This window comes from Propionibacterium freudenreichii subsp. freudenreichii, assembly GCF_000940845.1.
GTDB classification, from domain to species: Bacteria; Actinomycetota; Actinomycetes; order Propionibacteriales; family Propionibacteriaceae; genus Propionibacterium; species Propionibacterium freudenreichii.
Window position 1 is genome coordinate 2,243,636 of record NZ_CP010341.1, and the last position, 26,305, is coordinate 2,269,940.

The 26,305-nt window shown below is 67.3% G+C and carries 25 protein-coding genes, 1 pseudogene and 1 riboswitch; of the genes and pseudogenes, 11 read left to right on the forward strand and 15 right to left on the reverse strand.

Annotated elements, in window-relative coordinates:
* Nucleotides 1-27 precede the first annotated feature (27 nt).
* Complete coding sequence (locus RM25_RS09810; RefSeq protein WP_013161920.1) at nt 28-1,140, reverse strand: NADH:flavin oxidoreductase/NADH oxidase; 1,113 nt, start codon at nt 1,138-1,140, stop codon at nt 28-30.
* A gap of 154 nt (nt 1,141-1,294) precedes the next feature.
* On the opposite strand from RM25_RS09810, the gene RM25_RS09815 reads away from it, so the two are divergent.
* A complete protein-coding gene (locus RM25_RS09815) occupies nt 1,295-2,113 on the forward strand; it encodes a class I SAM-dependent methyltransferase (protein ID WP_044636398.1) in 819 nt (272 codons plus the stop codon).
* Nucleotides 2,114-2,195: 82 nt separating this feature from the next.
* Here the strand turns inward: RM25_RS09815 and RM25_RS09820 are convergent, their stop codons facing one another.
* Nucleotides 2,196-2,765: a hypothetical protein gene (locus tag RM25_RS09820; RefSeq protein ID WP_013161922.1), complete on the reverse strand. Its 570-nt coding sequence runs from the start codon at nt 2,763-2,765 to the stop codon at nt 2,196-2,198.
* Between the two features lie 228 nt (nt 2,766-2,993).
* On the opposite strand from RM25_RS09820, the gene RM25_RS13300 reads away from it, so the two are divergent.
* The 3 genes from RM25_RS13300 (at nt 2,994) to RM25_RS09835 (ending at nt 5,037) form a co-directional block, all read left to right on the forward strand.
* A complete protein-coding gene (locus RM25_RS13300) occupies nt 2,994-3,152 on the forward strand; it encodes a hypothetical protein (protein ID WP_013161923.1) in 159 nt (52 codons plus the stop codon).
* Nucleotides 3,153-3,283: 131 nt separating this feature from the next.
* Nucleotides 3,284-3,616, forward strand: a complete 333-nt coding sequence (locus tag RM25_RS09830; protein WP_036940510.1) for a ribbon-helix-helix protein, CopG family — start codon at nt 3,284-3,286, stop codon at nt 3,614-3,616.
* A 188-nt stretch (nt 3,617-3,804) separates the two neighbouring features.
* The gene (locus RM25_RS09835) at nt 3,805-5,037 is read left to right on the forward strand and encodes a DNA glycosylase AlkZ-like family protein (RefSeq protein WP_013161925.1); all 1,233 of its coding nucleotides are present in this window, start codon (nt 3,805-3,807) and stop codon (nt 5,035-5,037) included.
* 126 nt (nt 5,038-5,163) lie between these two features.
* On the opposite strand, the gene thiC is transcribed toward RM25_RS09835, so the two are convergent.
* Nucleotides 5,164-7,056, reverse strand: a complete 1,893-nt coding sequence (gene thiC, locus RM25_RS09840; protein ID WP_044636399.1) for a phosphomethylpyrimidine synthase ThiC — start codon at nt 7,054-7,056, stop codon at nt 5,164-5,166.
* Nucleotides 7,054-7,163: riboswitch (TPP riboswitch) on the reverse strand. (Overlaps the previous gene by 3 nt.)
* Before the next feature lie 230 nt (nt 7,164-7,393).
* Here thiC and RM25_RS09845 point away from each other — a divergent pair.
* Nucleotides 7,394-9,073 carry a sodium:solute symporter family protein gene (locus RM25_RS09845; protein WP_036940506.1) on the forward strand — a complete coding sequence of 560 codons (1,680 nt, stop codon included), beginning with the start codon at nt 7,394-7,396 and terminating at the stop codon, nt 9,071-9,073.
* A 21-nt stretch (nt 9,074-9,094) separates the two neighbouring features.
* The gene (locus RM25_RS09850; RefSeq protein ID WP_196488111.1) at nt 9,095-9,520 is read left to right on the forward strand and encodes a hypothetical protein; all 426 of its coding nucleotides are present in this window, start codon (nt 9,095-9,097) and stop codon (nt 9,518-9,520) included.
* A 104-nt stretch (nt 9,521-9,624) separates the two neighbouring features.
* On the opposite strand, the gene RM25_RS09855 is transcribed toward RM25_RS09850, so the two are convergent.
* Complete coding sequence (locus RM25_RS09855; RefSeq protein ID WP_044636400.1) at nt 9,625-10,302, reverse strand: metal-dependent transcriptional regulator; 678 nt, start codon at nt 10,300-10,302, stop codon at nt 9,625-9,627.
* 233 nt (nt 10,303-10,535) lie between these two features.
* On the opposite strand from RM25_RS09855, the gene RM25_RS09860 reads away from it, so the two are divergent.
* Nucleotides 10,536-11,939 (forward strand): Nramp family divalent metal transporter, encoded by a 1,404-nt coding sequence (locus RM25_RS09860; protein ID WP_230579863.1) that lies wholly within the window; start codon nt 10,536-10,538, stop codon nt 11,937-11,939.
* Between the two features lie 208 nt (nt 11,940-12,147).
* On the opposite strand, the gene RM25_RS12630 is transcribed toward RM25_RS09860, so the two are convergent.
* Nucleotides 12,148-12,393, reverse strand: a complete 246-nt coding sequence (locus RM25_RS12630) for a hypothetical protein (RefSeq protein ID WP_138427950.1) — start codon at nt 12,391-12,393, stop codon at nt 12,148-12,150.
* Between the two features lie 559 nt (nt 12,394-12,952).
* On the opposite strand from RM25_RS12630, the gene RM25_RS09865 reads away from it, so the two are divergent.
* A complete protein-coding gene (locus tag RM25_RS09865) occupies nt 12,953-13,789 on the forward strand; it encodes a hypothetical protein (RefSeq protein ID WP_048733661.1) in 837 nt (278 codons plus the stop codon).
* 21 nt (nt 13,790-13,810) lie between these two features.
* Here the strand turns inward: RM25_RS09865 and RM25_RS09870 are convergent, their stop codons facing one another.
* From RM25_RS09870 to RM25_RS09900, 7 genes and pseudogenes are all read right to left on the reverse strand, one after another.
* Nucleotides 13,811-14,674: a tetratricopeptide repeat protein gene (locus RM25_RS09870; protein WP_138427951.1), complete on the reverse strand. Its 864-nt coding sequence runs from the start codon at nt 14,672-14,674 to the stop codon at nt 13,811-13,813.
* Complete coding sequence (locus tag RM25_RS09875) at nt 14,671-15,678, reverse strand: vWA domain-containing protein (RefSeq protein ID WP_048733664.1); 1,008 nt, start codon at nt 15,676-15,678, stop codon at nt 14,671-14,673. The genes RM25_RS09870 and RM25_RS09875 overlap by 4 nt, the downstream gene beginning before the upstream one ends.
* On the reverse strand, nt 15,675-16,685 hold the full coding sequence (locus RM25_RS09880) for a VWA domain-containing protein (RefSeq protein ID WP_048733666.1): 1,011 nt from the start codon (nt 16,683-16,685) through the stop codon (nt 15,675-15,677). The genes RM25_RS09875 and RM25_RS09880 overlap by 4 nt, the downstream gene beginning before the upstream one ends.
* Complete coding sequence (locus tag RM25_RS09885; RefSeq protein ID WP_044636401.1) at nt 16,676-17,296, reverse strand: hypothetical protein; 621 nt, start codon at nt 17,294-17,296, stop codon at nt 16,676-16,678. Before RM25_RS09885 ends, RM25_RS09880 begins: the two co-directional genes overlap by 10 nt.
* Nucleotides 17,280-18,341: a DUF58 domain-containing protein gene (locus tag RM25_RS13010; RefSeq protein ID WP_044636402.1), complete on the reverse strand. Its 1,062-nt coding sequence runs from the start codon at nt 18,339-18,341 to the stop codon at nt 17,280-17,282. The genes RM25_RS09885 and RM25_RS13010 overlap by 17 nt, the downstream gene beginning before the upstream one ends.
* Before the next feature lie 4 nt (nt 18,342-18,345).
* The gene (locus tag RM25_RS09895) at nt 18,346-18,648 is read right to left on the reverse strand and encodes a MoxR family ATPase (RefSeq protein WP_044636403.1); all 303 of its coding nucleotides are present in this window, start codon (nt 18,646-18,648) and stop codon (nt 18,346-18,348) included.
* Nucleotides 18,590-19,898: pseudogene (locus RM25_RS09900) on the reverse strand (ISL3-like element ISPfr8 family transposase). Before RM25_RS09900 ends, RM25_RS09895 begins: the two are co-directional and overlap by 59 nt.
* Nucleotides 19,899-20,172: 274 nt before the next feature.
* Between RM25_RS09900 and RM25_RS09905 the strand changes: the two are divergent.
* Nucleotides 20,173-21,339 carry a DNA-methyltransferase gene (locus RM25_RS09905; protein ID WP_048733857.1) on the forward strand — a complete coding sequence of 389 codons (1,167 nt, stop codon included), beginning with the start codon at nt 20,173-20,175 and terminating at the stop codon, nt 21,337-21,339.
* Here the strand turns inward: RM25_RS09905 and RM25_RS09910 are convergent.
* Genes RM25_RS09910 through RM25_RS13015 form a run of 3 tightly spaced genes read right to left on the reverse strand, consistent with a single transcriptional unit; the run spans nt 21,310 to nt 24,384 of the window.
* Nucleotides 21,310-22,710, reverse strand: a complete 1,401-nt coding sequence (locus RM25_RS09910; protein WP_044636404.1) for an McrC family protein — start codon at nt 22,708-22,710, stop codon at nt 21,310-21,312. The two genes, RM25_RS09905 and RM25_RS09910, sit on opposite strands and share 30 nt — an antisense overlap.
* A complete protein-coding gene (locus RM25_RS09915) occupies nt 22,707-23,678 on the reverse strand; it encodes an McrB family protein (protein WP_048733859.1) in 972 nt (323 codons plus the stop codon). The genes RM25_RS09910 and RM25_RS09915 overlap by 4 nt, the downstream gene beginning before the upstream one ends.
* On the reverse strand, nt 23,671-24,384 hold the full coding sequence (locus RM25_RS13015; RefSeq protein ID WP_196488151.1) for a hypothetical protein: 714 nt from the start codon (nt 24,382-24,384) through the stop codon (nt 23,671-23,673). The genes RM25_RS09915 and RM25_RS13015 overlap by 8 nt, the downstream gene beginning before the upstream one ends.
* Before the next feature lie 188 nt (nt 24,385-24,572).
* Here RM25_RS13015 and RM25_RS09925 point away from each other — a divergent pair, with 188 nt between their 5' ends.
* Nucleotides 24,573-24,863, forward strand: a complete 291-nt coding sequence (locus RM25_RS09925) for a type II toxin-antitoxin system death-on-curing family toxin (RefSeq protein WP_413540869.1) — start codon at nt 24,573-24,575, stop codon at nt 24,861-24,863.
* Between the two features lie 58 nt (nt 24,864-24,921).
* Nucleotides 24,922-26,168 (forward strand): IS3 family transposase gene (locus RM25_RS09935; RefSeq protein ID WP_413540870.1). Its coding sequence is split into 2 segments (ribosomal slippage): nt 24,922-25,237 and nt 25,237-26,168, totalling 1,248 coding nucleotides; the frame shifts between segments, so codons are not numbered across the junction.
* The last annotated feature ends 137 nt before the right edge of the window (nt 26,169-26,305 follow it).

Consider the following 26,305-nt stretch of genomic DNA (forward strand, 5'->3'; position numbering starts at 1 on the left):
CGCGGCGTGGGAACAGGGGTGGCCGGCCTACAGGTAGGCGCGCCAGAACTGGTCGGCCACCGGGTTGTCCTCCAGCGGGACGCCGAGTTCCACCGCCGCCTGCGCCGCCCAGTGCGGATTGCGCAGTGCGGCGCGTCCGATGCTCACGGCGTCGGCCTGGTCGGTGGCCAGGATCGTCTCGGCCTGGGTGGCGTCGGTGATCATGCCAACGCTCGACACGACGGCATCGGTGTCGACCAGCGCGTCCTTGATGGCCGTGGCCAGCGACACCTGGTAGCCCGGGCCCATCGGGATCGGGCCGCCATTGAGGCCACCCGAGGAGACGTCGATCCAGTTGAGGCCGTGGTCGGCCACCAGCTCGTGCATCACGGCGGCCGCGGTCTCCAGGTCGAGGCCGCGCTCCGTCCAGTCGGTGGCGCTGAGGCGCAGGCCCAGCGGCTTGGTGGCCGGCCACACCGAACGCACCGCGTCGACGATCTCGCGCATGAGCCGCGAACGCCCCGGCAGGTCGCCGCCGTATTCGTCGGTGCGGGTGTTGGTGAGCGGCGACAGGGCCTGGTGCATCAGGTAGCCGTGGGCACCGTGCAGCTGGATGGAGTCATAGCCGGCGGCGTCGGCACGCCGGGCCGCCTCACGGAATGCGTCGACGACCTGCTTCAGACCGGCCGCGTCGAGCGCCTGCGGCGCGTCCAGCCCGGGGAAGACCGGCTGGTCGGTGATGCCCACGGTCTGCCAGCCGCCCTGGTCCGCGGGCACGGTGCCGCCGGGCTGGTCGGGCAGCCACGGATAGGTGGACGCCTTGCCGCCGGCATGGCTCAGCTGGGTGGCGATGGCCGCGCCCTGGGAGTGGACGAAGTCGACGATGCGGGCATGCACCTGCTGCTGCTCGTCGTTCCACAGGCCGATGTCGCGCGGCGAGATCCGGCCGCGCGGTTCCACGGCCGTCGCCTCGGTGGTCACCAGGCCGAAGCCCCCGGCCGCCAGCGAGCCGTAGTGCTGCAGGTGCCAGTCGAGCGGCACGCCGTCGTGCGCGTCGACGATGTACTGGCACATCGGCGACACGATCGCGCGATTGCGCAGGGTCAGGCCGTCGCCGGCGGGCGCGGAGATGGTCAGTGGCGAGAAGAGCGAAGATGTCACGAGGGCTGCCTCTGCTGGTCGGGAACTGTCTGATTGGCGGCCCCACCCGCTGACGCGGCCGGGGCTCATCGTCCAGCATTCCATCCCGCCGGCACCATGGGCATGACAATGGGCAGCGCCACGCCGCGCTGACAAGCGGAGTTAGCCTGCGACCATGCGCGCCACGCCCACTGAACATACCCACTACACGCACGGTTACGCCCCCAGCGTGCTCGCCTCGCACCGGGCGCGCACCGCGCGGAACTCGGCGGGATATTTATTGCCGTTGCTGCGTGGGGGCATGAGCCTGCTGGACGTCGGCAGCGGGGCCGGCACCATCACGGCGGACCTTGCCGCGTTGGTCGCGCCCGGGCACGTGACCGCCCTGGAGGTCACCGACGAGGCCGTCGCGGTCACCCGGGCCGGGCTGGCGGCCGCCGGGGCCGGCACCGTGGAGGTGCGGCGCGGCGACGTGGCAGACCTGCCCTTCGACGACGACAGCTTTGACGTGGTGCACGCCCACCAGGTGCTGCAGCATGTGGGCGATCCGGTGGTCGCGCTGCGCGAGATGATGCGCGTGGCCCGTCCCGGCGGCGTGGTGGCCGTGCGCGATTCCGACTACGCCGGATTCACCTGGTGGCCCGAGTTGGCCGGCCTGACCCGGTGGCTGGAGCTGTACCGGGCTGCGGCACGGGCCAATGGCGGCGAGCCCGATGCCGGACGACGCCTGCTGGCCTGGGCCCATGGCGCCGGTGCCACCGAGGTGACGGCATCGTCATCCACGTGGTGCTACGCCGACGATGCCGCCCGTCAGCTGTGGGGTGGCACGTGGGCGCAGCGCATCCTCGACTCGTCGATCGCCGAGCAGCTGACGTCGTCGGGCATGGCGACGCGCGACGAGCTGGAGCAGATCTCGCAGGCCTGGCGGCACTGGGCGGCCGATCCCGACGGCTGGTTCAGCCTGCTGCACGGGGAGATCCTGATCCACGTGTGAGCCGGCCTCGCCGCCGCCGCTGATCGGTGGTGAACACGAGATAGGTGCGGATGAAGCACGGTAGACGGTGCTTTTGTCGCACCTATTCCCGGCCGCCGTTGTCCGGACGTCGGATCGGCTTGGCACCCATCGCCCAATAGCTGGCAGCACGCTTGGCGGTGCGCATCGGCACCACCAGCAGCAGCTCGCCATCGCTGTGGATCACGCGCGGGGCGGTGGACGGAAAGATCTGGTTGAGCACGAACGTCGCGGCAGCCGGCCACTGGGCGTAGTCCCGGGAGGGCACGCTGCGTTGCCACAGGTCCCAGTCGTCGAAGTCGACGTGCTTGAGTGCCGAGCGCAGGGCGGTGAGCGCCACCATGTTGGCGATGGTGCTCTCGGCGAGCACCTGCCCGGCGAGCAGGCGTCCGGCGACGGCGGTGGCGGCACGGCGCTCATCGAGCTCGGGAAGCTGGCTCGACACGCTGGTACGACGATCGGCAACTGCCTGCACCTGACGACGCGTCTCCGCGTCGAGCGCCACGCATTCGGCGGCGCTGATGCGCACCGCGCGCACCAGCAGCTCCGTGTCACCCATGATCATCAGCGGCGAATAGTCGTCGAGCTGCAGGTCGTCGACGATGCCGGGCGCAGGTTCCCATTCGGGCAACATCCGGCGTTCCTCCCCATGCCACGGACCCCGGGGAAAGCCCCTCTGGTCCTGGCCATGACCCCGATCTGATCCATCGTGCCACGCACGCTGAGATCCCGATGACGGCAACGGTGGCCGAGTGAGTGCACCACTGCGATCAATGCGGCATCACGGTCCACTTCGACAACCCGCCGGCCGTTGGTGTGATTGGCCCTTAGGGATCACCCTAAACGGTAGTACCCTTTATGGATGGGCATCGAGCTCACCGACAGCGCCGCCGAACACGGATACACCAAGCAAGATGCGATCCATGCGATGGAGACACCGTTGGCGTTCGTCATGGCCTTCCCGCCAACCCGCCCGGGTCATGCCAGACCGCCGGCGGCCTGGGTCGGGCCGGCGCGCTGAGGAAGGACCATTGAGGTGTTCGCTGACGTGGACGACCGCCACCGGAACCTGGTCATGTTCCATTGCATGGACGTGAGGCAGACCACCCGTGAGCGACTCATCGCTCTGGGTTGCGATCTAGAGGGGAGAGCATGATGGAAGCACAGGACAGGGACTACCGCGAAGCCATCGAGCAGATCGACGCCGACGAAGGCCGCGGATGGGACTCCCCGGACGTCCTCGTCGGCGATCAGGCAGTGGAAGCCAGCCGTGCACTGCTCGCCCGCGTTGGACACCCAAGCCTTGGACATGGCAATGCCACCGGACGTGGACGCTCACCCAAACGGCAGGTGCGACTGCCCGAAGAACTCAACGATCGTCTCGACCGGTTCACGGCCGCCCACAACACCAATGCCTCACAGATCATGCGCCGCGCGTTGGAGGACTATCTCGACCGTGTCGATGGTGACGGGCGAGCCGCCTGACCCCGCAGCAGGAACCCCTTCCCGGGACGGGACACATGGCTGGCCTCCGACACATGGATGGCCTCCATGATCCTTCCCACGGCCATGCCCTGATCGATGACACGGTTCCCCTCCGGCAGTCGCAGGGGAAACCGTGTCAACCCGCAGCCCCTCCGTCGGCGACAGACCGGCGGCACTAACGTGAAGATGTGCCTCGAGTTCCCCCGCCGCCAGCGCTGCCCACGTCCATCTCGCTGCTGCGCATTGTCGCCCAGGGACTCGTGCCGGCCACGTCGGCGCCGACGCCCCATGAGGCGGTGCGCCGCCAGCTGGCCATGCAAGGCCAACTGTTCGGATCGTCCCTGGACGCGATCGCCGCCCGCACCCGCCAGACCAGCACCGACGGAGTGCGCGCCGCATTCAACCACCGCGAGCTGATGCGCTCGTGGCCGATGCGCGGCACCATCCACGTGACCACGGCCGAGGACCACCACTGGCTGCGGGTGGCACTGGACAACCGGCGGGCCGCGTTCAAGCACCGCGCCGAGACCGAGTTCGGCGTCGACGAGAAGCTACTGAAGCAGGCCGCCGACATCGCCTTCGAACTGATCGGCGAATATGGCGCCGTCTCGCGTCGCACGCTGGTCAACGAGTGGGCGCGCCGCGGCGTCGTGCCCGCCGATCCGCATGCCGCCGGCGCCGGCCACCTGCGCCGTTCCCTGATCATCTGGCTGCATGCCGACGGACTGCTCGTGCAGGGCCCCCTGCAGGGCAATGAGCCGCTGCTCGTGGACGCCCGCACGCTTCCCGACGCCACCACCGGCCCCGGCCACTCCGGCCGCGGTAGCAAGGCCCCCACCGGCAACCCGGCCGCGCTGGCCGAGATCGCCCGCCGCTACGCCACCAGCCACGGGCCGGTGACCGCCGCCGACCTGGCGCGGTGGAGCGGTCTGTCGAAGACCGTGGCGCTGCGTGCCCTGCGCGACGCGGTGTCGGCCGCCGACAGCCCCGGGGCGTCTGCCTTCGACGGCTCGCACATGGTGCCCCTGTTGCGCATGTCGGGCGCGCAATTGCTGCGGATGGCCCACGCCGTCGCGGGGGGACGCCAACCGGCCGAGGCCCCTGCCGGCGAGTTCGTGCTGCGCGCCGACCTGGCCGACCTGCTGGCCCAGTCGTTGCCCGCCGCCCGACGCACCATGCTGCTGCCCGCCTTCGACGAGCTGCACATCGGCTACCAGGATCGCAGCTGCCTCACCGACGCGGCCGGCGAGACCCTGCTGAGTCCCTCGAAGAACGGCATGTTCCGCCCGATGCTGGTCGATCGTGGACGCGTGGTGGCGGCCCTGGCCGACGGCCAGCTCGTCTGGGCCGACGGGCAACCCGCCAGCAAGCGCTTGGAGCGGGCCACACAGCTGGCGATCAACCGCGCCGCCCGCGACTGACACGTCACCACACGTCACCACACGTCACCACACGTCACCGCACGTCACCGCACGGTGTTGGCCGGGACCGGCTCGTCCCCGGTCCCGGCCAACACCGTCGTGCAACGGTTCAATGAGGCGCCGAACTCACTCCCGCTCGGCGCGTCCCGCCTGGTCGGCAGCAACATAGACATGTCCGCCGGCAGCCAGGAACTCACTGCTCTTGGCAGCCATCGCGGCGGCCAGGCCCTGCGGCGTGGCAATCACCCCGCCGCCATCGACCCCAGTCCCCTGCGCCGCCGTGGGCGCCGCGGCTGCCACCGGGGCTGACATCGGGGCCGGCATCCCCAGCGTCGTCGAGCCGTTCACGATGGCGGCCTGCTCCAGCGCCCCACCGAACCGGCTGCGGATGTTCTGCGAGATGGCCATCGAGCAGAACTTCGGCCCGCACATCGAGCAGAAGTGGGCCAGCTTCGCGCCCTCGGCCGGCAACGTCTCGTCGTGCAGGCCGCGGGCCGTGTCGGGGTCGAAGGCCAGGTCGAACTGGTCGTTCCAGCGGAACTCGAAGCGCGCCTTGCTGATGGCGTCGTCGCGATCCCGCGCACCGGGATGGTGCTTGGCCACGTCGGCGGCGTGCGCGGCGATCTTGTAGGTGATCACGCCGGTCTTGACGTCGTCGCGGTCGGGTAGTCCCAAGTGCTCCTTGGGGGTGACATAACACAGCATGGCGGTGCCCCACCGGGCGATCTCGGTGGCGCCGATGGCCGAGGTGATGTGGTCGTAGCCGGGGGCCGCATCGGTGACCAGCGGTCCGAGCGTGTAGAACGGCGCCCCCTGGCACAGCTGCTGTTCCAGCTCGACGTTCATCTTCACCGTGTCGAAGGGCACGTGGCCGGGCCCCTCGATCATCACCTGCACGTCCTTGGCCCAGGCACGTCGGGTGAGCTCGGCCAGCGTCAGCAGTTCGGCGAACTGGGCCTCGTCGTTGGCGTCGGCCAGCGAGCCCGGACGCAGGCCGTCGCCCAGCGAGAAGCAGACGTCGTAGGCGCGCAGGATGTCGCACAGCTCGTCGAAGTGGGTGTAGAGGAAGTTCTCCTCGTGGTGGGCCAGGCACCATTCCGCCAGGATCGACCCCCCGCGCGAGACGATGCCGGTGACGCGGTTGGCGGTGAGCGGCACATAGCGCAGCAGCACCCCGGCATGCACGGTCATGTAGTCGACGCCCTGCTCGCACTGCTCGATCACCGTGTCGCGGTAGATCTCCCAACTGAGCTTCGACGCGTCCTCGTTGACCTTCTCCAGCGCCTGGTAGATCGGCACGGTGCCGATCGGCACGGGCGAATTGCGCAGGATCCATTCGCGGGTGGTGTGGATGTCGGCGCCGGTGGACAGGTCCATCACGGTGTCGGCGCCCCAGGTGGTGGCCCATGTGAGCTTGGCGACTTCCTCGTCGATGGACGAGGTGGTGGCCGAATTGCCCATATTGGCGTTGATCTTCACCAGGAAGCGCGAGCCGATCACCATCGGCTCTGCCTCGGGATGGTTGACGTTGAGCGGCATCACCGCACGGCCAGCCGCCAACTCGCTGCGCACCAACTCGGGATCGCAGTCCTCACGGGCGGCCGCGAAGGCCATCTCGGGAGTGATGATGCCGGCCCTGGCATAGGACATCTGGGTGATCGCCCCACCGTCGCGCGACCGCAGTGGCGTCTGTGTGCGCCCCTGCCATTCACGCGACGAGGCCCCGCGCTTGGCGGCCCGGCGGCCGTCGTCGGCCAGATTTCTTCCACGTCCGGAATAGACGGTGGTATCGCCTCGGGCATCAATCCAAGGCTGGCGCATCGGTGGCAGCCCCTGGGTGGAATCACAATCCGGACCCTGGGTGCAATAGTCGGTGAATGGTGCATTGGCGCCGCCGCCGGGGGTGTCCTGGAGCTTTATCTCCTGATAGGGGACCTCCAGCGTGAAATCTCCGAATTTCACGGCACGCGTGGCGCGGACGCGGTTGGCGGGAGCGTTGTTTGGTGTGGATGAATCCATGATGAGTCTTCTTTTCCCTTCGCCGGCATTACCCGGACAGGTGCAATCGGTGCTCGAGCAGACCAGCTCGATCTCAGCCCGTTCTGAGGGCGCCCGTGATGACGCGCCACACGCTACACCGGCCGGGCCCCGAGATGCGCATCCACAGCTGCCCATCCACCGCGGAGGGTCGGAATGTGGGATCACCTCGCGAGAGCCGGCCACGGGACGATACTCACAATGTTCACGTCACCATCGTCGCTGACGCCTGGTGGGGTGACAGATAAGGCGCCCCGAGGCCGTGCATCGTCTGCACCGCCACACCCGCGGGGCGAAATGCTCGACGGAAGGCACCCCCATGCTGGCCCTGGACACGGCCTCAGCGATCCGGCTCGACCTGTCACCGGTCGATTACCTGATGCTGCTCATCTATTTCTCGACAGTGCTCATGATCGGTTTCGCCGCCCGCCGCAGGGTGCACTCGTCGATGGACTTCTTCCTGTCGGGACGCTCAATGCCGGCCTGGATCACCGGGCTGGCGTTCGTCTCGGCGAACCTCGGCGCCACGGAGATCCTGGGCATGGCCGCGAACGGCGCCCAGATCGGCATGGCAACGCTGCACTACTACCTGATCGGCGCGGTACCGGCCATGGTGTTCCTCGGCTTGGTGATGATGCCGTTCTATTACGGTTCGAAGGTGCGCAGCGTGCCCGAGTTCATGTTGCGCCGCTTCGGCAAGGGCGCGCACCTGGTGAACTCCATCTCATTCGCCGCCTCGAATGTGCTGATCGCTGGTATCAACCTGTATGCGATGGCGCTGATCATCGAGGCCATGCTTGGCTGGCCCGAATGGCTGGCCGTGGTGATCTCGGCCCTGTTCGTGCTGATCTACATCGTGCTGGGCGGTCTGTCGTCGGCCATCTACAACGAGGTGATGCAGTTCTTCGTGATCATCGCCGCCCTGGTGCCGCTGACCGTCGTCGGCATGCACCGCGTGGGCGGATGGGGTGGCCTGACGCAGGCATTGGCCAACACCACCGGTGGCAAGCTCATGACACATGCATGGAAGGGCACCGGGATCGGTGATGTGACGAATCCGATCGGCGCGAACTGGCTGGCCATCGTCATGGGCCTGGGCTTCGTGCTGGCGTTCGGATACTGGACCACCAACTTCACCGAGGTGCAGCGTGCCTTCTCGGCCAAGAACATGTCGGCCGCACGACGCACCCCGCTGATCGGCGCCTTCCCGAAGCTGTTTATCCCCTTCATCGTGGTAATTCCCGGCATGATCGCGGCGGCCACCGTGGGCAATCTGTTCGCTGACGGCACGATCACCTACAACGAAGCCATCCCCAAGTTGATGCAGATGTACCTTCCGCAGGGTGTGCTCGGCGTGGCGGTCACCGGCATGATGGCGTCGTTCATGGCCGGCATGGCCGCCAATGTTTCGAGCTTCAACACGGTATTCACCTATGATATCTGGGAACGCTATATCAAGCCGAACATGCCTGATCGATATTATTTGAGCGCTGGCCGAGTGGTCACCACGGTGGGCGTATTGATTGGTGTGGGAACTGCATTCCTGGCCGCCCAATTCGGCAACATCATGACGTATATGCAAACGCTCTTCTCCTTCTTCAATGCGCCGCTGTTCGCAGTGTTCATCGTGGGCATCTTCTGGAAGCGGGCGAGTCCGGCCGGCGGCCTGTGGGGATACATCGCGGGCATCATCGCCCCGATGGTGGTGTGGATCGGATACCTGAACCATTGGTCGTGGTTCGACTACGCCACCGGTACCGCCGAGACCTTGTACGGGGCCATCTGGTCGTTCGTCACCGCCGTGGTGGTGACGGTGGCCGTCTCGGTGGTCACCAAGCCGAAGCCGATCGCCCAGCTCGACGGGCTGGTGCGCGGTGTGGGCATCATCAACCTGAAGGCCGACAACCACGCCGGCGACGATGCCTGGTACCGCTCGCCGGCAGTGCTCGGCTTCACGGCCCTTGTGCTGTGCGTGCTCCTCTACATCCCGTTCGTGTGATCCCCGGAAAGGTCATCTCCCATGTCTGATACTGACAACAGCCGGGGCAGCTCGGCGAACAAGGAACCATGGACCGGCGCGCAGCCGGCCGAGCCGCTGACCACCGGTGACCTGCCTGCGGTGCAGCTGACCAAGGAAGAACGCGACGATGCCATCCGAGACACGCGACGCTTTGACCTGCGTCGCTTCCTGGGCGGGCTGTTCGTGGTCTACGGCGTGCTCGTCACCGGAATGGGCATTGCCCGCCCCGACGACGACAAGGCCCTCACCGGGGGCATCCCGATCAATCTGTACACCGGCATCACGATGCTCATCGTGGGGCTGGCGTTCCTGCTGTGGGACCACCTTCGCCCCGTTCCGGAGGACGACATCCTGCACAGCGCCGAGAAGTCGAAGGCGCAGTCGCTTCAGGGTGAGGACTTGCCCGCCTCCGATACGGCGCGCTGAGAGCCATCAGGCCTCCATCAGGCGATTCGGGGCGTCATCGCGGCCATCCGCGGCGGCGCCCCGAATTCGTATGCGCCGCCCGCGCCAATGGACCGCGCCAATGGCTACGTCTGCGGTTCCACCCAGATGGTCCGCGCCAGCCGGGCCGAGATGGTGATCGGCTCGCGGCCGGGCAGCGACATCACCACATCGGCCGAATAGGGCTCACCCGGCAACCGGGTGAGTGAGGTGCCCAGGGTGATGTGCCTGTCGCTGAGGAAGCGCAGGAACTGCGGATCGGTGTCCTTCACCCGCGCCACCCGCGCCGCCACGCCGGGGGCGAGGTCGGTCAACCGGGTGGTTCCGGTGTCGGCCAAGGTGCCGTCGGCGGCCGGAATCGGATCACCGTGCGGATCATGGGTGGGATGGCCCAAGTGTGCGTCGATGCGGTCGACCAGCGTGTTCGACACCGCATGTTCCAGCGCATCGGCCTCGCCATGCACCTCGTCCCACGGGTAGCCGAGCACGGCGGTGAGGAAGGTCTCCAGCAGGCGGTGGCGACGCACCATGCCCACCGCCACCCGGCGTCCCTTGGGCGTCAGGTGGATGGCGCCGTAGCGCTCGTGGCGCACGGTGCCGGCCTCGTCGAGGCGCTTGACCATCTCCGAGACCGCCGAATTGCTCTGGTCGAGGGCCTTCGCCAGCCGGCTGACGGTCACCGGATCGTCGTCGTGCTCGCCGAGCCCCCAGATCACCTTCAGGCACTGTTCCTGCGCTGAGGTGGGATGGAAGTCGGTGGTCACGGCGTCATTATGTCACGCCGCGAGTGAATTCTCCTGTGTGGGGAACTTGTGATTTCGGATACCCGAACTCTAGACTGAGGCCCAGTTGAACACTGGGTTCAGACGACCTTGGGTCGTCCGGACACCGGGTTCGGCGACGCCGCCTCCGCAACCGGGCCGACCCGGCGCAGGAGCATCCGGGCACGACCGGCAGTGGGGTTCGAGACAGTGGAAGACGACGAATGTCGAGTGCGATGACCGAATCAGAAGAGCGTCCCGACCAGGCCCCCGAGCGAGGACGACCCAGCCGCATCCATGGCTTGGTGCGTCCCACCAACGGGCTGTCGCTGGAAGAGATCAACGGCACCATCAAGACGCCCCCGCCCGGCACCGGGTTCTGGCGTTCGCTGGCAAGCTTCTCGGGGCCCGGCGCCCTGGTGGCCGTCGGCTACATGGACCCCGGCAACTGGGTCACCTCCATCGGCGGCGGCTCCCAGTTCGGCTACGGGCTGTTGTCGGTGATCCTCATCTCGAGCCTGATCGCCATGCTGTTGCAGTACATGGCACTGAAGCTCGGCATCGTCACCGGCATGGACCTGGCGCAGGCCACGCGCGCCCACGTCGGCAGGCGGCTGGGCATCGTGCTGTGGATCATCACCGAGCTGGCGATCATGGCCACCGACATCGCCGAGGTGATCGGCGCGGCGATCGCCCTGCACCTGCTGTTCGGCATCAACATGATCGTCGGCGTGCTGCTCACCGTGCTCGACGTGTTCCTGCTGCTGTTCCTCATGCAGGTGGGCTTCCGCAAGATCGAAGCGATCGTGGCCACGCTGATCCTCACGATCATGATCGTGTTCATCTACGAGGTGTACCTGGCCGGGCCCAATATGCCCAAGGTCTTCGAAGGATTCATCCCCACCAGCGACATCCTGCGGCCCGCCGAACTCACCATGGCACTGGGCATCGTCGGCGCCACCGTGATGCCCCACAACCTCTACCTGCACTCGGCCCTGGTGCAGTCGCGTGACTACGACCGTGCCGACGACGCGTCCAAGGCGCACGCGGTGAAGTTCGCCACCTGGGACTCGAATGTGCAGCTCAGTGCGGCATTCATCGTGAACTGCCTGCTGTTGCTGCTGGGTGCGGCGCTGTTCTTCGGCGCCACCCAGGACCTGTCCACGTTCGGCTCGCTGTATTCCGCGTTGAAGGACCCGACGCTGGCCGGCTCGATCGCCAGCCCGATCCTCAGCACCCTGTTCGCCGTCGCGCTGCTGGCGTCGGGCCAGAACTCCACCATCACCGGCACCCTGAGTGGCCAGGTGGTGATGGAGGGCTTCATCCGCATGCGCGTGCCGCTGTGGGTGCGACGCGTGATCACCCGGCTGATCGCGGTGATTCCGGTGGTGGCATTCACGATCATCTTCGGCGGCTCGGAGCACATGCTCGACGTGCTGCTGGTTGACACCCAGGTGTTCCTGTCGATCGCGCTGCCGCTGTCGATGGTGCCGCTGGTGTGGTTCACCAGCTCGAAGCGCATCATGGGCAAGCGCTTTGCCAACCCCCGGTGGGTTGCGGTGCTGGGCTGGCTGGCCACCGGCGTGCTGACGATCCTCAACATCAACCTGGTGATCCAGACGGTGACCTCGCTGTTCTGAGGGTTCGCGTTGGGTGGGGGCACCTGTCCGCCTGCATGCTGATCGCCGGACGGGACGTGTCCGGGCGCGCCGTCCCATGGTCACGACACGCCATTCGGTCGTTGGGTGGACAGTTGTGCGGCGTCATTACCGCACAGGTGACCATTTAGTGGCCGCTTCAGCCCAGGACGAGAAGATAGGGGCGGACAAGGGGCCGGCAACCGGTGGTTCAGGCGCCCTTGCGCGCCCCATGGATCGCGGCGGACAGCACTCCGGCGACGACCACGGCCATGAGCGCCGGGACGCCCTCGCCCTTCATGCGGAAGCCGCGGCGACGTCGATGCGTGCCAGGCTCAGGGGAAGTGCCACGCGCAGAAGAATGGGTGTCCTGCGGATCGGGTCCCGTCAGACCGGCTGGGTCGCCATGGGACCCGCCGGCTGCACGCTCGTGGACGCTGGGTTGCTGCTTGGCCATCGTGTCCCCCGGATCATCGCGGTCAGTTCCCCGGCACCAGCTGGATGCCGCCGGCGCCGCGAGCAAGTACAGCACATCGGGCGCGCCGCATCGGGTACACGCTCACCGCAGCACACAGGCGCACCGCGCCATCTCGACCCACGCCGGCCCCATCACGCCGGTCCCATCGCACAGGCACCTGCCATGCCTGACATCAGGACCGGGACCCGGCACCATCGGTCCCGGTCGGGGTCCCCACCCCGATTCCCGGGGACTCCTCCCAACCCAGATTTCCGGGGCGTCCCCACAGCCGGTCGGGCAACCGACTGTTAGCCTGTGAACGCCCACAGCTCGGGGAATCCGGTGCAATTCCGGAACTGACCCGCAACCGTGACAGGGACGTCCCCGGGCCCTCACCCCGTGGCCGCCGCTGGAGCCGGAGTACCGATCCGTGGCAAACCGTCAGATATCCGTCGAGGTCCACGGACAGGTCACCGGCACCCCGTGCCCGGCCAGCGCGCGCACCTCACCGAGAGGTACGAGCCCATCGCCATCACGGGCTCGCCGAGAGGCACACGCGATGCTCACCCGAACCGGTTCCGCCCACGCGGCACGCACCCCCACCGACGCCATCGGCCCGGTCACCGACGCGGCCCGCACCGTGACCTCACGCAACGCCCCGATGCCACGCAGCACCACGGCCCCACGCAGCACAGGGGCGAGCACCGTCCACCGGACAGCCGCCGCACTCGTCGCGCTCGCCATGATGCTCCTCGGATTGGGCACCACCCTCCCCGCACGTGCCGACGGCGGCCACGCAACGCCCGCATCCACACCAGCACCCACCAGCATCGGCGACTGCCTCGGCTCGGGACGCGTCTGGCTGTTCGTCAGCTACCAGGACGCCGTCGTGTCGAACCAGTGCGTCGGCAACCCCTCATCGGGCACCGAGGCACTGGGCGTCGGCGGGGTCAGCGTGCGCAAGGGCAAGGGCGGACTCATCTGTTCGCTCGCCGACACGCCCGCCGGCTGCACCACCGGCAACCGCGACTACTGGACCTACTTCCACGCCACCGACGCCACCGGATGGGCCAGCTACGACTACTCGCAGCTCGGCGCCGATTCCTTCCAGCCAACTGCCGGGTCCATCGAGGCCTGGTGCTACACCCGCGATGCCGACTCTGACCAGTCCCACTGCACGCCACCGGCGTTGCGTGTGACGCGCGCCGACGGTTCGGTGGCCAATCCGCAGGGGGCGACGCCGGCGGTCACCACCCTGGCATCGGTGTCATCGGGCGGACAGTCCCCCGTGGCGACGATCGCCGCGGGCGGCCTCGTGGTGGCGATGATCGGCGTCGCCGTGGTCGTGAGGCGACGTCGCGGCAAGCCCGCGCGGGCCCGTCGCCGAACCAGCTGATCGCCGACTCCCGCGCCGGGGTCACCAGCTCCTGCGGGTCGGCTGTGTCGTCGGATTCGCCCCGTTGTCACCCTGTTGCTGGTTGGCGACCTGCGCCTCCTGCTCACGGCGCTGCAGCTGCTCCTGCTGGGTGGCCTCGTCGGGCGCGCTGGACGCGCTGGACTGCTGCAAGCGGTCGATCTTCGACTGCACGCGCTGCTCGGTCTGCTCCTGCTGACCCCGGGCGGTGCTTGCGTCGCCCTGGTCCTGCCCGGACGCACTCGACGAGGGTGCCGACGACCCCGAGGGCTGCACGGATGGGCTGGCCGATGCCGGCGAGGACGACGCGGACGCCTGCGACGACCCCGACGGCTGTGCGCCGGACGAGGATCCCGGGCTGGGCTGCTGGGAACAGTTCAGCGCCACCACGATCTGCTTGGCCCGGTTCAGCGATTCCTGGGCCTGGTCGGTGTGGCCGCCGTCGCGCTGCATGTCGCCCAGCGCCTCCCACGACCACGCCAGGTTGAGCCCGACCATGCACTTGTCGGCCGGCGGGGCAAGCGTCAGGGCCTTCGAGAAATCAGTGCCGGCGGCCACGAAGTCACCGAGCCGGTAGTCGGCCGTGCCAGCGTTGAAATGGCCGATCCAGGGGTTGAACGGGTTGAGCACCGTCGTGCGGGCAAAGCCCGAGCGCGCCGCGACATAGTCCTTGTGGTCGTAATGGTCCATGGCACGGGACTCGTCAACCATGAGCCCGCCGATGCGCAACGCCGCCAGGCCCAACACGACGACCACCAGCCAACACGCCACCACCAACGTCCGGCGGCGACGCCGGCCCTTCGGGGTGGGTCCGCCCTTCTGTGCAGTGCCAGTCCTTCGCGCAGTGCCACCCGTACGCGCGCTCATGCCCGCTCCCCCCGTCCAGCGTGAGGCCCGGGCGCGCGGTCCGCCATTTGCGCGCGCACCCGGCGGTAGCGACCCACCGCGCTCCAGGTCTCGACGCCCAACAGCCCGGCCAGCACCAACGCGAACACCCAGTAGACCTCCACGGTGCGTCCAGGTTCGGTGTGCGCGGCGGAGGCACTGGCCGCCAACCCCGTGGCGGGCAGCGGGCCTGGCGCGGTGCGATGGTCGTAGTGGCCGCCGGTCTGCGCCGCAATCGCCTGCAGGGTCGCCTCGTCGAGGTGCGAGACGGCCCGCGAGCCCTGATAGCTCACATAGTCGCCCGAGCCCGGGTAGATCTGCATCGGCGCCCCGGCACTGGTGCCATAGCCGAGCACGAGCGCATCATCCAGGTCGCCGGCCAGCGACGCGAAGGAGCGCGGAGGTTGGTCGATCGTCTGCTCCCCGTCGCCGCAGTAGACGAACAGTCGCTGCGCGCCGGGACGCTCGGCCCGGGACGCATCGAGCAGTTGCCGGGCCTGGTCGACGCCCACGGAGATGTCGCTCCCGGTGCCGCGCGGGTTCTCACGCCATCCGATCGCGGCGGCGTAGCTGGCCACCGCCTGGCCATCGGTGGTGAAGGGCACCTCCACGCGGGCGTCGTTGTCCATGGCGATCACCGCGAAGCGGGCACCCGGATGGTCGGAGACCAGCTGGGCCACGTCGGAGGCGACGCCCGCGATGCGCGGCTGGTTGCCGTCGTAGTCCTCGGCGCCCATGGACGTGGTGCGGTCGATGAGCACCACCACGTCGGCGCCCGCCGGGGCCGGCTTCGGCGGGCTGGTGCGCCCGATCACCGGGTGCACCCCGATGAGCACCACGAGCAGGCAGATCGCCAGGCGCACCCAGCGGTGGGCCACCCGGGCCTCCCGCGCAGGTGCCCCACGATCGGCGCGCACGAGCGCCACGGTGACGCCGGTCAGGGCCAGGCCGGCGACGATCACCCACCAGATCGGTTGGAAGCTCATCGGCGTCCTCCCCGCGCACCGCGCGCGACCCCGGGACGGCGCACCTCGCTGATCGTCACGATCGCCAGCCCCAGGCACACCAGTCCGGCGCCGAATCCGGGCCGGTCGAACGACCTGTTGGTGGTGTGGGACAGGATCGCGGCACGCTGCTGCGCCTCGACCGCCTGGGCGATCACCTGGGTGTTGGCGGGTTGGCCGGCCTGCACGGTCAGCACCTCGCCGCCGGTGGTGTGGGCGGCGTTGCGCAGGGTGGTGAGTGCTTCCGCGTCGTCATTGTCGGGCGCCACCACGAAGACCATCACCTGCTTGTCGCGGGCAGCTTCCGCGGCCTGCTGGATCGAGTAGATCGCATTGCCCGACACCAGTCCGTCGGTGGCGAGCACGATCGTGCGCGATCGCGGCTGGTCGAGTTGGTCGAAGCGCCGCACGCAGCTGGTGAGCCCGTCGCCCACCAGCGACGATCCGGAATCGCCGACGCGGGTGCCGGCAATGGGATTGCGCTCGAGGTCGGCCACCTGCCTGCCCGCGTCGGTCAGCCGGGCCTGCACGAAGCCGGCGTCGCTGGTCAGCGGGAACAGGGTGACCGCGCCCGAGTCGAAGGCGACCAGCCCGATGCGCTCGCTGTCGAGGCGTTGGCTGAGGCGCTGGTAGGTGTCGACGACCGGCACATCGATGCCCTCCATGGACGGTGACACGTCCAGACAGAGCATCACATCGCGGTTGCGCATGAGTTCGTCGTCATTGGACACCCGGATCACCCGGGCGGCGAGCAACCCGGTGCCCAGTGCGGCCAGCGCCAGCCCGACCAGTCCGATGCGGGCCCAGCGCGCCCGGGCCGCCGCCAGTTGCCGGAAGCGCGGCAGGGCGCGCAGCCGTTCGGCGTGCGCAAGCCACAGGGCGCTCTCGTCCTGGCCGCGACGCCGTGAGCGCCCCAGCAGCCGCAGGAGGCCCACGCCGACCAGCGCCACCAGCACCGCGGCGCCGAGCCACCACCACATCACGCCCATTGCACGACCACCTCGCGCGCCTGGTGGATGGCCTCATCGGCGCCGGGGACCGTGGCCCGTTCGGGGGAGCTTGCCTGCTCACGCGGAGTCCCACCGGTGGACGCGTCCTCCGACGGCATCGCCGGGCCGGGGGCCGAAAAGCTCGCGGCATAGCCGGACGCCACGAACTGCGCCGCCGGCTCCAGCGCCGGGTTGTCCAGGGCGGCCCGTTCCAGCTCGGCCAGGGTCTGGAAGTCAGCGTCGCCACCGCTGGCGATGCCGACGAAGCGGCGCACGATCGCCGACAGCTGCTGGTGCACGGCCCTGTCGTCCAGGGCACCGGCGCAGTAGTCGGTCTCCACGTGGTCGATCTGTTGCAGCGTCCGTGCGCGCAGCCTGTCCAGGCTGTCCGGGGTGCGTGACGCGTCCTCCCGGGCCCACCGGCGGGCCAGTCGGCGCAGTGCCCAGCCGCCGACGACGGCCACCACTGCCAGGGTGAGCGCCACCAGGTACAGCCATCCGCTGTGGCGCACCGGCGGATTGATGTCGAGCGGAAGCATCCGGACCAGGGCCGCCCGGGGGCCCACCACCGCCGGGTCGGCCAGCACCAGCAGCTCAGCGAGTGGATACATGGCGCATCCTCTCCAACACCGACAGCACCTGGGTGATCACCACGTCATCCGGGGAGATCTCGGCATGCGGCACGCCGATCTGCTCCAGCGCGCGGGCCCGTTCGGCGTGGCGACGTTCGGTCTGCCGGGCGAACTCGCGGGCCAGTACGGCGTCGTGCCCCACGAAGGAGGGCAACCCGAGGCCACTGTCGACGTCACGCAGTTCCCGACCGGCACGCGCCGCGGCTTCGGGATCGAGTTCACCGATCGCGATGTGCACCAGCTGGTGCTGCGCGGCGAGGCGTCGCATGGACGCCAGGGCGGCATGGCCCGGCATGACGTCGGCGGTGACCAGGAACATGACGGTGCGACGCCGGGTGGCGGCGATCATCGTGCGCACCAGTTCGTCGAAGCGGGCCGGCGGCGACTCCGGCGTGCTCGATTCCTGCACGGCCACGAGCATGCGTTCCAGCTCGGTCTCGCGCAGCGTGGGGCGGGGGAGGAAGGGGCCATCGGCGCCCATCGACGCGATGCTGGCGTAGTCGCCGTGGCCCACCGCGAGCCATCCAAGCAGCCCGGCCACGGTGATGGCCACGTCAGCGACCGACTCGCTGACCATGGGCACAGGAGCGACCGACTCGCTGACCATGGGCACAGGAGCGACTGACTCGCTGGTCCCCGACCTCGTGGTGGCCTTCTCCCGGCTGTCGTTCCCGGGTGCGGCCACAGCGCGAGCCGACGCTCCGGTCCACGCGTGCGCCCCCTCCCCCGGCAGGCGGGTCGGGGCGATGGCGGCCGTGCCGGCCATCTCGCGTCCGATGTCGACCACCACCATGATCGTGTGCTTGCGGTCGCCCACATAGCGCTTCACCAGCACCTCGTCGCCGCGCGCGGTGGCGTTCCAGTCGATGTCCTTCACGTCGTCACCGGGCACATAGGCGCGCAGGTCGGCGAAGTCGAGGCTGCGTCCGGCATGGATCGACGCGTAGGCGCCATCGAGCAGCCCGGCCACCCGGCGTTGGGCGGGGATGGTCAGGCTGGTCTTGATGCGGGTGAGCAGTGCCATGGCGTCAGGGCGTGGGCACGGCGTCGAACACGGCGTCGATGATGGTCTCGGGGTGCACCTGCTCGGCGATCGCCTCGAAGGTGAGCACGATGCGGTGGCGCAGCACGGGATGGCGCATCGCCTTGATGTCCTCGGGCAGCACATGGTCGCGTCCGGCCAGCAGCGCACCGGCCTTGGCCGCCTCGAGGAAGGCCAGTGAGCCACGCGGGCTCGACCCGTAATCGATATAGCGGGCGATATCCGGCTCTTCACGATTGAGGGTGTAGTTGGGGTCTGAATCCTCCGGCCTCGAGGAGACTGCGGGCAATGTAGTTCGTCAGGTTTCGGAAGCCCAAGGCTGAGCCGCGCAGGTGTTCCAGTCGGCCATTGAGGGCTTCTGTCGGGCCGTTGGAGGTGTGGGGGCGCTCGAAGTAGGCCAGGACGTCTGTGGCGCGCCGCTTGAGGGTGCGCCCCAGGGTGATGATCTCAGCGAGGGCGGCGGGAACGCCGCGGCTGATGACCTCGATGACGTGGGCCAGCTGGGCTCGCCCGGCCTTGGGGTCGGGATCGCGGTAGGCGGCCACGATCTTCTGGTAGATGCCCCAGGTGGCTTCCACCCCGACGTGAGCGTCCTGGGCGAAGACGCCCTCCAGGCGGGTGCGTTGCTTGTCTGTGAGGAGATCCATCCCGGTGTGCAGGGTCTTGCGCACCCCGTACAGGGGATCCCCGGACCGGCCTCGATGTCCGGTGGTGTCTTGCTGGACGCGCTGGCGGCAGTGGTCCAGGGCATCGCCGGCGAGCTGGACGACGTGGAAGGGATCCATGACCTCCACCGCGTCGGGGAGTTCTTCCTTCGCTGCGGTCTTGAACCCGGTGAAGCCGTCCATGGCGACCACCTCAATCCGGTCGCGCCACGCAGGGTCTTGCTGGCTGAGCCACTCCTTGAAGGCCTTCTTGGAGCGGCCCTCCACCATGTCCAACAACCTGGCAGGACCCCTTCCCTCGCGCAGCGGGGTGAGGTCGATGATCACGGTGACGAACTTGTCGCCCCTGCGCGTGTGCCGCCACACGTGCTCGTCCACCCCGATCGTGGTCACACCCTCGAAGCGATGCTCATCGTTGATGAGGACCCTGCGTCCCTCCTCCAGGACGGAGGTGTTGGCGCAGTCCCAGGACACGCCCAGACCCTCAGCGACCCGGGCGACGGTGAGGTGTTGGACGACGATGCCCGCCACGGGCCCAACGCAGTCCGCCCCGGGACAGTTTCGAGCGCGGCTGGGCCGCCCCAGTGGTGTCCTGCCTCCACACACGCCCACACCCCGAACAGCGGTAGCGACGCACTCGCACCACCAGTGTCACCGGTCTCCAGCCCGAGGGCTCGTGGGCGAGGCGACGGACCACGGTGTCGCGGGGGATCCCTTCGCACCCACACTCGCGACACCACCGGTCATCGTCCACCACCCGGCAGGCCACCTCGCAGCGATCCGGGAGGACTCTCTGGCCCACCACCACGAGGCCGAGGTCATCCAGGCGGGCGAACGTGGTCAGATCGGGGGCAGCAAAGGTAGCGTGGGACACGTCGGGGTCTTTCAGATGGGCAGCGTAGGAACTCCCATCATCGGAAGACCCCGACCCTCACACCCACCCCGACACGCCAGCCAGACTCAACCCCCCGCTACACCCCGGATCGCGAAGAGCCCGTTGAGTGTCAGAGGCTCGTGGTAGCTACTAGAACGGGTTACGGTGCGAAGGGCGTAGCCATAGTCAGGTGTCGATCGGCGACAGGTCCGGTTTGGGCAGGTCTCTGGCGACGAGACCAGCGGAAGCTCAGAAGAAGGAGAAGTAGGTGTCCATGATTCAGCGGGCCGAGGACGGGCAGCCCGGCCGGCGCCGTAACCTTTCGGTGGTCGGGATCAGCGGTCTGGAAGAGTGGGAGAAGCACCTCGACCCGCCGAAGCGGCTGATCATCACCGGGGATGCCCGAGACACCGGCGTCGACGACAACTCGATCGATCTTGTCGTCACTTCACCGCCCTACTGGCGGAAACGTGACTACGGGCATCCCGATCAGATCGGTCAGGAGGCCACTCCGCAGGCATATGTCGAGTCGATGATGCAGTGCCTGGACGAGTGGAGGCGTGTGCTGCGCCCCACGGGGTCGGTCTTCCTGAACATCGGTGACACTTACCATCACCGATCCCTCATGGGTATCCCCGGCTTGGTTGAGTTCGGGGCTGTACAGCGCGGATGGCTGATCCGTAACCGCATCATCTGGACCAAGGACGGGGGGATGCCCGAGCCTGCGAGGAACCGGCTGGCCAACCGACACGAGTATGTGATCCACTTGGCGCTGAAACCGAACTATTACTACGATCTGCTCGGTTATTCGGAGGAGATGGGGAACGGTGCTAATCCGGGGGATGTGTGGCACATCAACCCCGAGCGCAACATGGGTCGCCATCTCGCGCCATTCCCGCAAGAGCTCGTCCGCAGGGCTGTGATGTTGGGCTGCCCTCCCCAAGTCTGCGCGACTTGCGGGAAGCCTCGGGTGCGGGTTGTGGAGCGCACCGACCAGCTCGACATGAGCCGGCCGCAGGCCAGACGTGCCGCCGAGCTCGCCAAAGAGCATGGCCTGACGGCTGAGCACATTCGCGCTATCCAGGCGACCGGGGTCTCCGATGTGGGCAAGGCAACTAAGTTCCAGAGCGGCACCGGACGGAACTCCGTGAGGGTCCAACGGCTCGCGGCTGAGGCCAAAGCTGCCCTGGGCGGATACTTCCGGGAGTTCACCTTCGCCAAGAAGGAGACCGTGGGCTGGACAGACTGCGGCCATGGCACTCCCATTCGTGGGTGCGTCCTAGACCCGTTCGTGGGAACTGGGACAACACTGACCGCTGCCAACAACATGGGCTGTGACGCGATCGGTGTCGACCTGATGCCCGTCGCACCGGAACCAAGTCTTCATCCGGCGAGGAAGCACGGGCGCCGATCACGCGGAGATGAGCTCCCGGATCTGTGACGCCATCGTCTGCATCTCCTCGTCCAAGTCCTCCGCGTCGAGATCGACACGGTACTGAAGGGCGAGCGTCGTCCCGACACGCCCCTCCACGAAGAGACCCGGCTGGGATTCTTGTGTTCGGGGATGAATCGTCATGACCATGGGACTGCGGTAGCGATGGCCGTACGTCATCACCTGCTCGAGTTCTGAGCGCTCCATGTAGTCGTGTACCTTGGTGCATTTGACGTCTGCGATGAGCGGATATGTGCCGTCCTCGTGCTGGAAGACAATATCGGGCGTCATGTTCTCGGATCGCTTGGTGATAGGGATGGCCGAATCCGGTAGACATTCATGCTGCTTGTCGGTTAGTTCTTGGTAGATCATCTTGCGGCCGGGGTCCTTATTTCCGTCCAAGACTGCAAGGCCCGGCACATTTGCGAAGGCTTCTTGGAGAGAGAGGCGGACGAACTCTTCGAACAGGGCTTCCGTATTCACGAGGAGTGTCGACATGATGGGATTCCCGGGCCGGTCCTCGACGCGAGCGTCGCGAGAGTTGAGGGTGATGCCCCGGTCGGTGAGGATCGCGAAAGCCAGGTCGAGGGCTGGCCGGTAGTAGGCGCGGGGTTCTGGCAGCGGCGTGAGGCCGCGGACCTGTGGATCTTCCAGGAAGGAACGCCGGTCGGTGATCGGAACCTCTTTCAGAATCTGGAGCGCCGCGCCAGTACGGCGAATCCGCGTGCCGCGCTGCTCTTCGAACTGCGCGCTGTACTGCGCTTGCGCCGCGTACCTCTGGTGAAGAGCCAGCAGGGTTGCCTTCAAGCACCGGTTGGGTGGGTTGTCAATTGAACGCTCGAACCAGGAAAACTGGGCATGATGGGTGATCCCGCGACTGGCGAATCGGAGCATGGTGTCTGTGGCGTCAAGGTGTCCGTGTAGGTATGAGCCGCTCTCCACTGTGCGGTGGTAGCGGCGCAGGAGCCCATTCGAGGTGATGATGTCGAATGCATCCAGTAACGCATCAGCCATCACATCCACGAGCCACTCGCCAGTGTCGTCTGACGGCTCGTAGCGGCGCAACGCCGGGATGGCGATCGGAGTGCGCCCGCACATGTTCACGATGTGGGTGAGGTTCCTGATGGGGAATCGTGGCCGGACCTGGAGAGTGATCCGCTCAGTCAGGGGAATGAGCCCAGAGCAACCCCTTGCTCTTAGCCGAAGATGCCCGTGCTTGAAGTCGATGACGACATACTTCTCCTGTATCCCGTCAATGATATTGAGGCGGCCGTCAGGCCCAAGTACCTCATCGGGGTCGATGTTGATCTCGTCGTACTCGTAGCAGGGGATGATAATACGGCCGGGCTGATCCAGCCGAGGAACCGGGCTGATGGTCATGTCGCGTCGGATTCCGTCTGCGAGCCGCTAGCACCTCCAGCATCTGTCAGGCCGACGACCTGGTTCCAGCCATTGACGATCTTGTCACGGGCTTGCTGGTCGTACTTGAATGCCCTGTCCACGTGGTACTGAAGCTGATACTCCCAGACGTTCCTGAGGGTCTCCGCATCCACTACGTCGGAGAAGTATGCATGCCCGATGGCGGCTGCCGGAGTCTGACGGGCCAACTTGTTGATATCCCAGAACCATGCCAGCAGTCTTCTTCGCATCGCATCGTCGTTGAAGTGGTTATTCTGGAGGATCGCGTCGAGAAGATCACGCCTTGGAGGCATGTTGATCTTCGCGAATCGCCTCTCGAAGGCGGCGTCCACCTCATCGACGCCACGGTCAAGCGGGTTCATCGTGGCGATAATGTCGATGTTTGGAGGTATCGAGGTCTTTTCCCCCGACGGGAGGGTGAACTCTTGGTCTCTCTTGGATCGCTCCACATATGTCAGGGCCTCGCCGAACACCCGGCCAACATCCGCACGGCTGAGTTCATCGATTACTAGCACATAGGGATGTTTCCGGTCGGCCCTGGCCTTGTTTACGAGTTCGAGAAACACGCCAGGTCGAAGTTCGAACCCAGTGCCGTTCTTTTTGGGCCGGTAACCCTCCATGAAGTCCTCGAACTGGTACGAAGCATGGAACTGGATGTCGGCCCGCCTGGTGGTGTCGCCGGAGGTGAGGACATCGGCGGCCCGTCCGGCGAGCCACGATTTCCCTGTTCCGGGAGGTCCGGTGAGGATCACTCCGCCGAATCGTGCCACGAGCCGGGTGATCTCCACGATTTGTGGATCGTCGGCCTCCAGAAGTGGGGCGTCGGGTGCGCTGGAACCGTGGGACTCGGAGGCGTGGTGCCGATAGCCGATGTCGAGGTCGTCGGCGCTCAGCGACCTCACATCCCTCACTAGGTCCACATCAGTCATCAGGCTCACCATCTCCACTGTCAGCGTCCGATACCTCTTCCGGCTGCGTGAACGGCTCAAACCACGTCGCCGGCGGCGAATCAGGTGCCGCGTCATCGAACAGGATGCCGAAGTCGGCTCCTTGGTCGAAAGCGAACTCGTGCTTGAATGCCGAGATCAGCTCGCTGAGGCCACCATCACCGGCGAACACGAACCCGTCGTTACGCAGATAGAACGCAGCGAGGGCCCATGCGGGCACTCGCTTCCCGTACAGCAGCTTCGCGAGCGCCTGAGTCGCGTGGTCAACGGGAAGCACGTACTTTCCATCATCGACCATGAATCCTGCAGTGGTGCGAATCGAGCTGGGCGCGTAACTGCCGGCGAGGTTCTTGTTGTACCAGTAGCCGCTTTCGCTCTTCTTCTTCGTGGAGGAGAATGGTCGGTAGTTCGGCTTGTTCGGCGGCCCGCCGGGCATGTCGAGGAGACGGGCCACCTCGTGCCAGTCCGGCCGGACTTCTTCCCCTGGATTCATCGAGGCGGCGAGTCGGCGAACCTCGAGATAGGCCGGGAACAGCTCGTGGATGCGCCGCTCCTTCAGCGTGGTGATGCCGTCCTTGACGACGGGAATGGCCACCACGTGCATCGTCGGGACATTGGGATCGGGCACTGCTTCTGCTGACCTCTGATGCTCATCGCCTGTCGGCAGTTCTTCCTCCGAGACGCTCACCTTTGGCACCATACCGAACGACCTCGGGCGGTATGGCGTTCACGCCACCTTTTTCCATCATCCCTGCCACCCTTGGACCACCGGGGCAGGGGTGTGGGCGACAGGGACGGCGTGTGGTGTGGGACCCTCGGGATGAGAGAGGACCTAGATGTAGTTGGTCATGACGTTGTCGACGCCGGTGTGGAGGCGTGAGGCCGGGGGCTGCTCCATTTGCAGTGTTCGATGACCACGAGGCGTTCCCCACGTTGGCGGCGAAGGCCGCCCGTCTGGCGTTCGGTGTCGCGGAGGCCCAGGCGTTCGAGGACGGCAACAAGCGGTTGGCTCTGGAGTCGGCCCTGCTGTTCTTGGAGATCAACGGAGCAGTGCTCGACATGAGTCAGGACCATGCCGCACACCTCATATGGTCGGTGGCGACAAAAGACGTCAGTCTGGATCAACTGATCATCGAGTTCAGTTCCTGCATCACGATCGGCGCTTGACCCCTGATCTTGGACACGCTGATTCCAGCACGGCGCTGGGGAAGCGAGAATTCAAGGGATGGCAAGGAAGAACTACACGGACGAGTTCCGGCAGCGGGCGGTGGACTTGTACGAGTCCACGCCCGGCGGGACGTTGAAGGGCATCGCAGCGGACCTGGGTATCTCCCGCGGCGCGCTGCGGGAGTGGGTCGAGAAGCATGGCTCGGGCACGACGACCGCCGACAGCATGTCGCCGCCCACGTCGGGTCGGTCAGAGTCCCAGGCAGCGCGGATCGCGCGGCTCGAGGCCGAGCTGGCCCAGTCGAGGGCGGAGAAGCTGAAGCTCGAGACGGAGCGGGACATCCTCCGTCAGGCGGCGAAGTATTTCGCCGGGGAGACGAACTGGTGAACCGCTTCCAGTTCGTCGAGGACCACAAGGACGCCTACGGCGTGAAGCGGTTGTGCGAGGTCATCGAGATCGCGAGGTCGTCGTTCTACGCCTGGCTCGCGGCGGCCCCGGGACGGGCGGCGAGAGCGGCCGAGGACGCGGCCCTCGCCGCGCGGATCCGGGTGCTGCAGGACCCCGCCCAGGGCGGCGACCGCGCCTACGGGGCACCGCGGATCACCGCCGACCTCAACGACGGCGTCACCGCTGCCGAGCGGGTGAACCACAAGCGGGTCGCCCGGGTGATGCGCGCGCATCAGCTCGCGGGGATCCGGCTACGCCGGCGGGTGAAGACCACGATCCCGGACCAGTCCGGACGCCGCTTCCCCGACCTGATCGGGAGGGATTTCTCCATCGGCGAGCCGAACCGCCGGTATGTCGGCGATATCACCTACCTTCCCATCGCCGACGGGTCGAACCTGTACCTCGCGACCTGCATCGACCTCGGCTCCCGGAAGCTCGCGGGTTGGCAGATCGCAGACCACATGCGCACCGAACTCGTCGAGGATGCACTCCGCGCCGCGGCCCGCGACCGCGGGACGCTGGCCGGCGCGATCTTCCACAGCGACCACGGCAGCGTCTACACCTCGAAGGCCTACGCAACCCTCTGCGAGCACCTGGGCGTGACCCAGTCCATGGGTGCGGTGGGCACGAGCGCCGACAACTCCCTTGCGGAGAGCGTCAACGCGACGCTCAAACGCGAGCTCCTCGAAGGCGCTTCAGCGTTCCCCGACCAGGCCACCGCCTACCGGGCCGTGTTCCGGTGGGCGAACCGCTACAACACCCGACGGCGCCACTCCGCGATCGGCCACATCAGCCCGAGCACCTACGAAGCCGCCTACGCGGCGACCGCGTCCGCTACCCTCACGGAAGCGGCATAACCCCGAACCGACACCGTGTCCACGATCGCGGGTCAAGGCCCCGCTACCCTCACGGAAGCGGCATAACCGAACCGACACCGTGTCCACGATCGCGGGTCAAGGCCCGAGATCCAGCTGCACGGAACGCTCCCCTCACC

Excerpts from the sequence above, each read along its gene's own strand:
- RM25_RS09820 (WP_013161922.1), bottom strand. The coding sequence starts at position 2,765 with ATGTTGCCCGAATGGGAACCTGCGCCCGGCATCGTCGACGACCTGCAG.
- RM25_RS09905 (WP_048733857.1), top strand. The coding sequence starts at position 20,173 with ATGATTCAGCGGGCCGAGGACGGGCAGCCCGGCCGGCGCCGTAACCTT.
- RM25_RS13300 (WP_013161923.1), top strand. The coding sequence starts at position 2,994 with ATGGGCATCGAGCTCACCGACAGCGCCGCCGAACACGGATACACCAAG.
- thiC (WP_044636399.1), bottom strand. The coding sequence starts at position 7,056 with ATGGATTCATCCACACCAAACAACGCTCCCGCCAACCGCGTCCGCGCC.
- RM25_RS09885 (WP_044636401.1), bottom strand. The coding sequence starts at position 17,296 with ATGTATCCACTCGCTGAGCTGCTGGTGCTGGCCGACCCGGCGGTGGTG.
- RM25_RS09850 (WP_196488111.1), top strand. The coding sequence starts at position 9,095 with ATGTCTGATACTGACAACAGCCGGGGCAGCTCGGCGAACAAGGAACCA.
- RM25_RS09830 (WP_036940510.1), top strand. The coding sequence starts at position 3,284 with ATGATGGAAGCACAGGACAGGGACTACCGCGAAGCCATCGAGCAGATC.
- RM25_RS09910 (WP_044636404.1), bottom strand. The coding sequence starts at position 22,710 with ATGACCATCAGCCCGGTTCCTCGGCTGGATCAGCCCGGCCGTATTATC.
- RM25_RS09860 (WP_230579863.1), top strand. The coding sequence starts at position 10,536 with ATGACCGAATCAGAAGAGCGTCCCGACCAGGCCCCCGAGCGAGGACGA.
- RM25_RS09915 (WP_048733859.1), bottom strand. The coding sequence starts at position 23,678 with ATGACTGATGTGGACCTAGTGAGGGATGTGAGGTCGCTGAGCGCCGAC.
- RM25_RS09870 (WP_138427951.1), bottom strand. The coding sequence starts at position 14,674 with ATGAGCGCGCGTACGGGTGGCACTGCGCGAAGGACTGGCACTGCACAG.
- RM25_RS09865 (WP_048733661.1), top strand. The coding sequence starts at position 12,953 with ATGCTCACCCGAACCGGTTCCGCCCACGCGGCACGCACCCCCACCGAC.
- RM25_RS09845 (WP_036940506.1), top strand. The coding sequence starts at position 7,394 with ATGCTGGCCCTGGACACGGCCTCAGCGATCCGGCTCGACCTGTCACCG.
- RM25_RS12630 (WP_138427950.1), bottom strand. The coding sequence starts at position 12,393 with ATGGCCAAGCAGCAACCCAGCGTCCACGAGCGTGCAGCCGGCGGGTCC.
- RM25_RS09880 (WP_048733666.1), bottom strand. The coding sequence starts at position 16,685 with ATGGGCGTGATGTGGTGGTGGCTCGGCGCCGCGGTGCTGGTGGCGCTG.
- RM25_RS09815 (WP_044636398.1), top strand. The coding sequence starts at position 1,295 with ATGCGCGCCACGCCCACTGAACATACCCACTACACGCACGGTTACGCC.
- RM25_RS13010 (WP_044636402.1), bottom strand. The coding sequence starts at position 18,341 with ATGGCACTGCTCACCCGCATCAAGACCAGCCTGACCATCCCCGCCCAA.
- RM25_RS09875 (WP_048733664.1), bottom strand. The coding sequence starts at position 15,678 with ATGAGCTTCCAACCGATCTGGTGGGTGATCGTCGCCGGCCTGGCCCTG.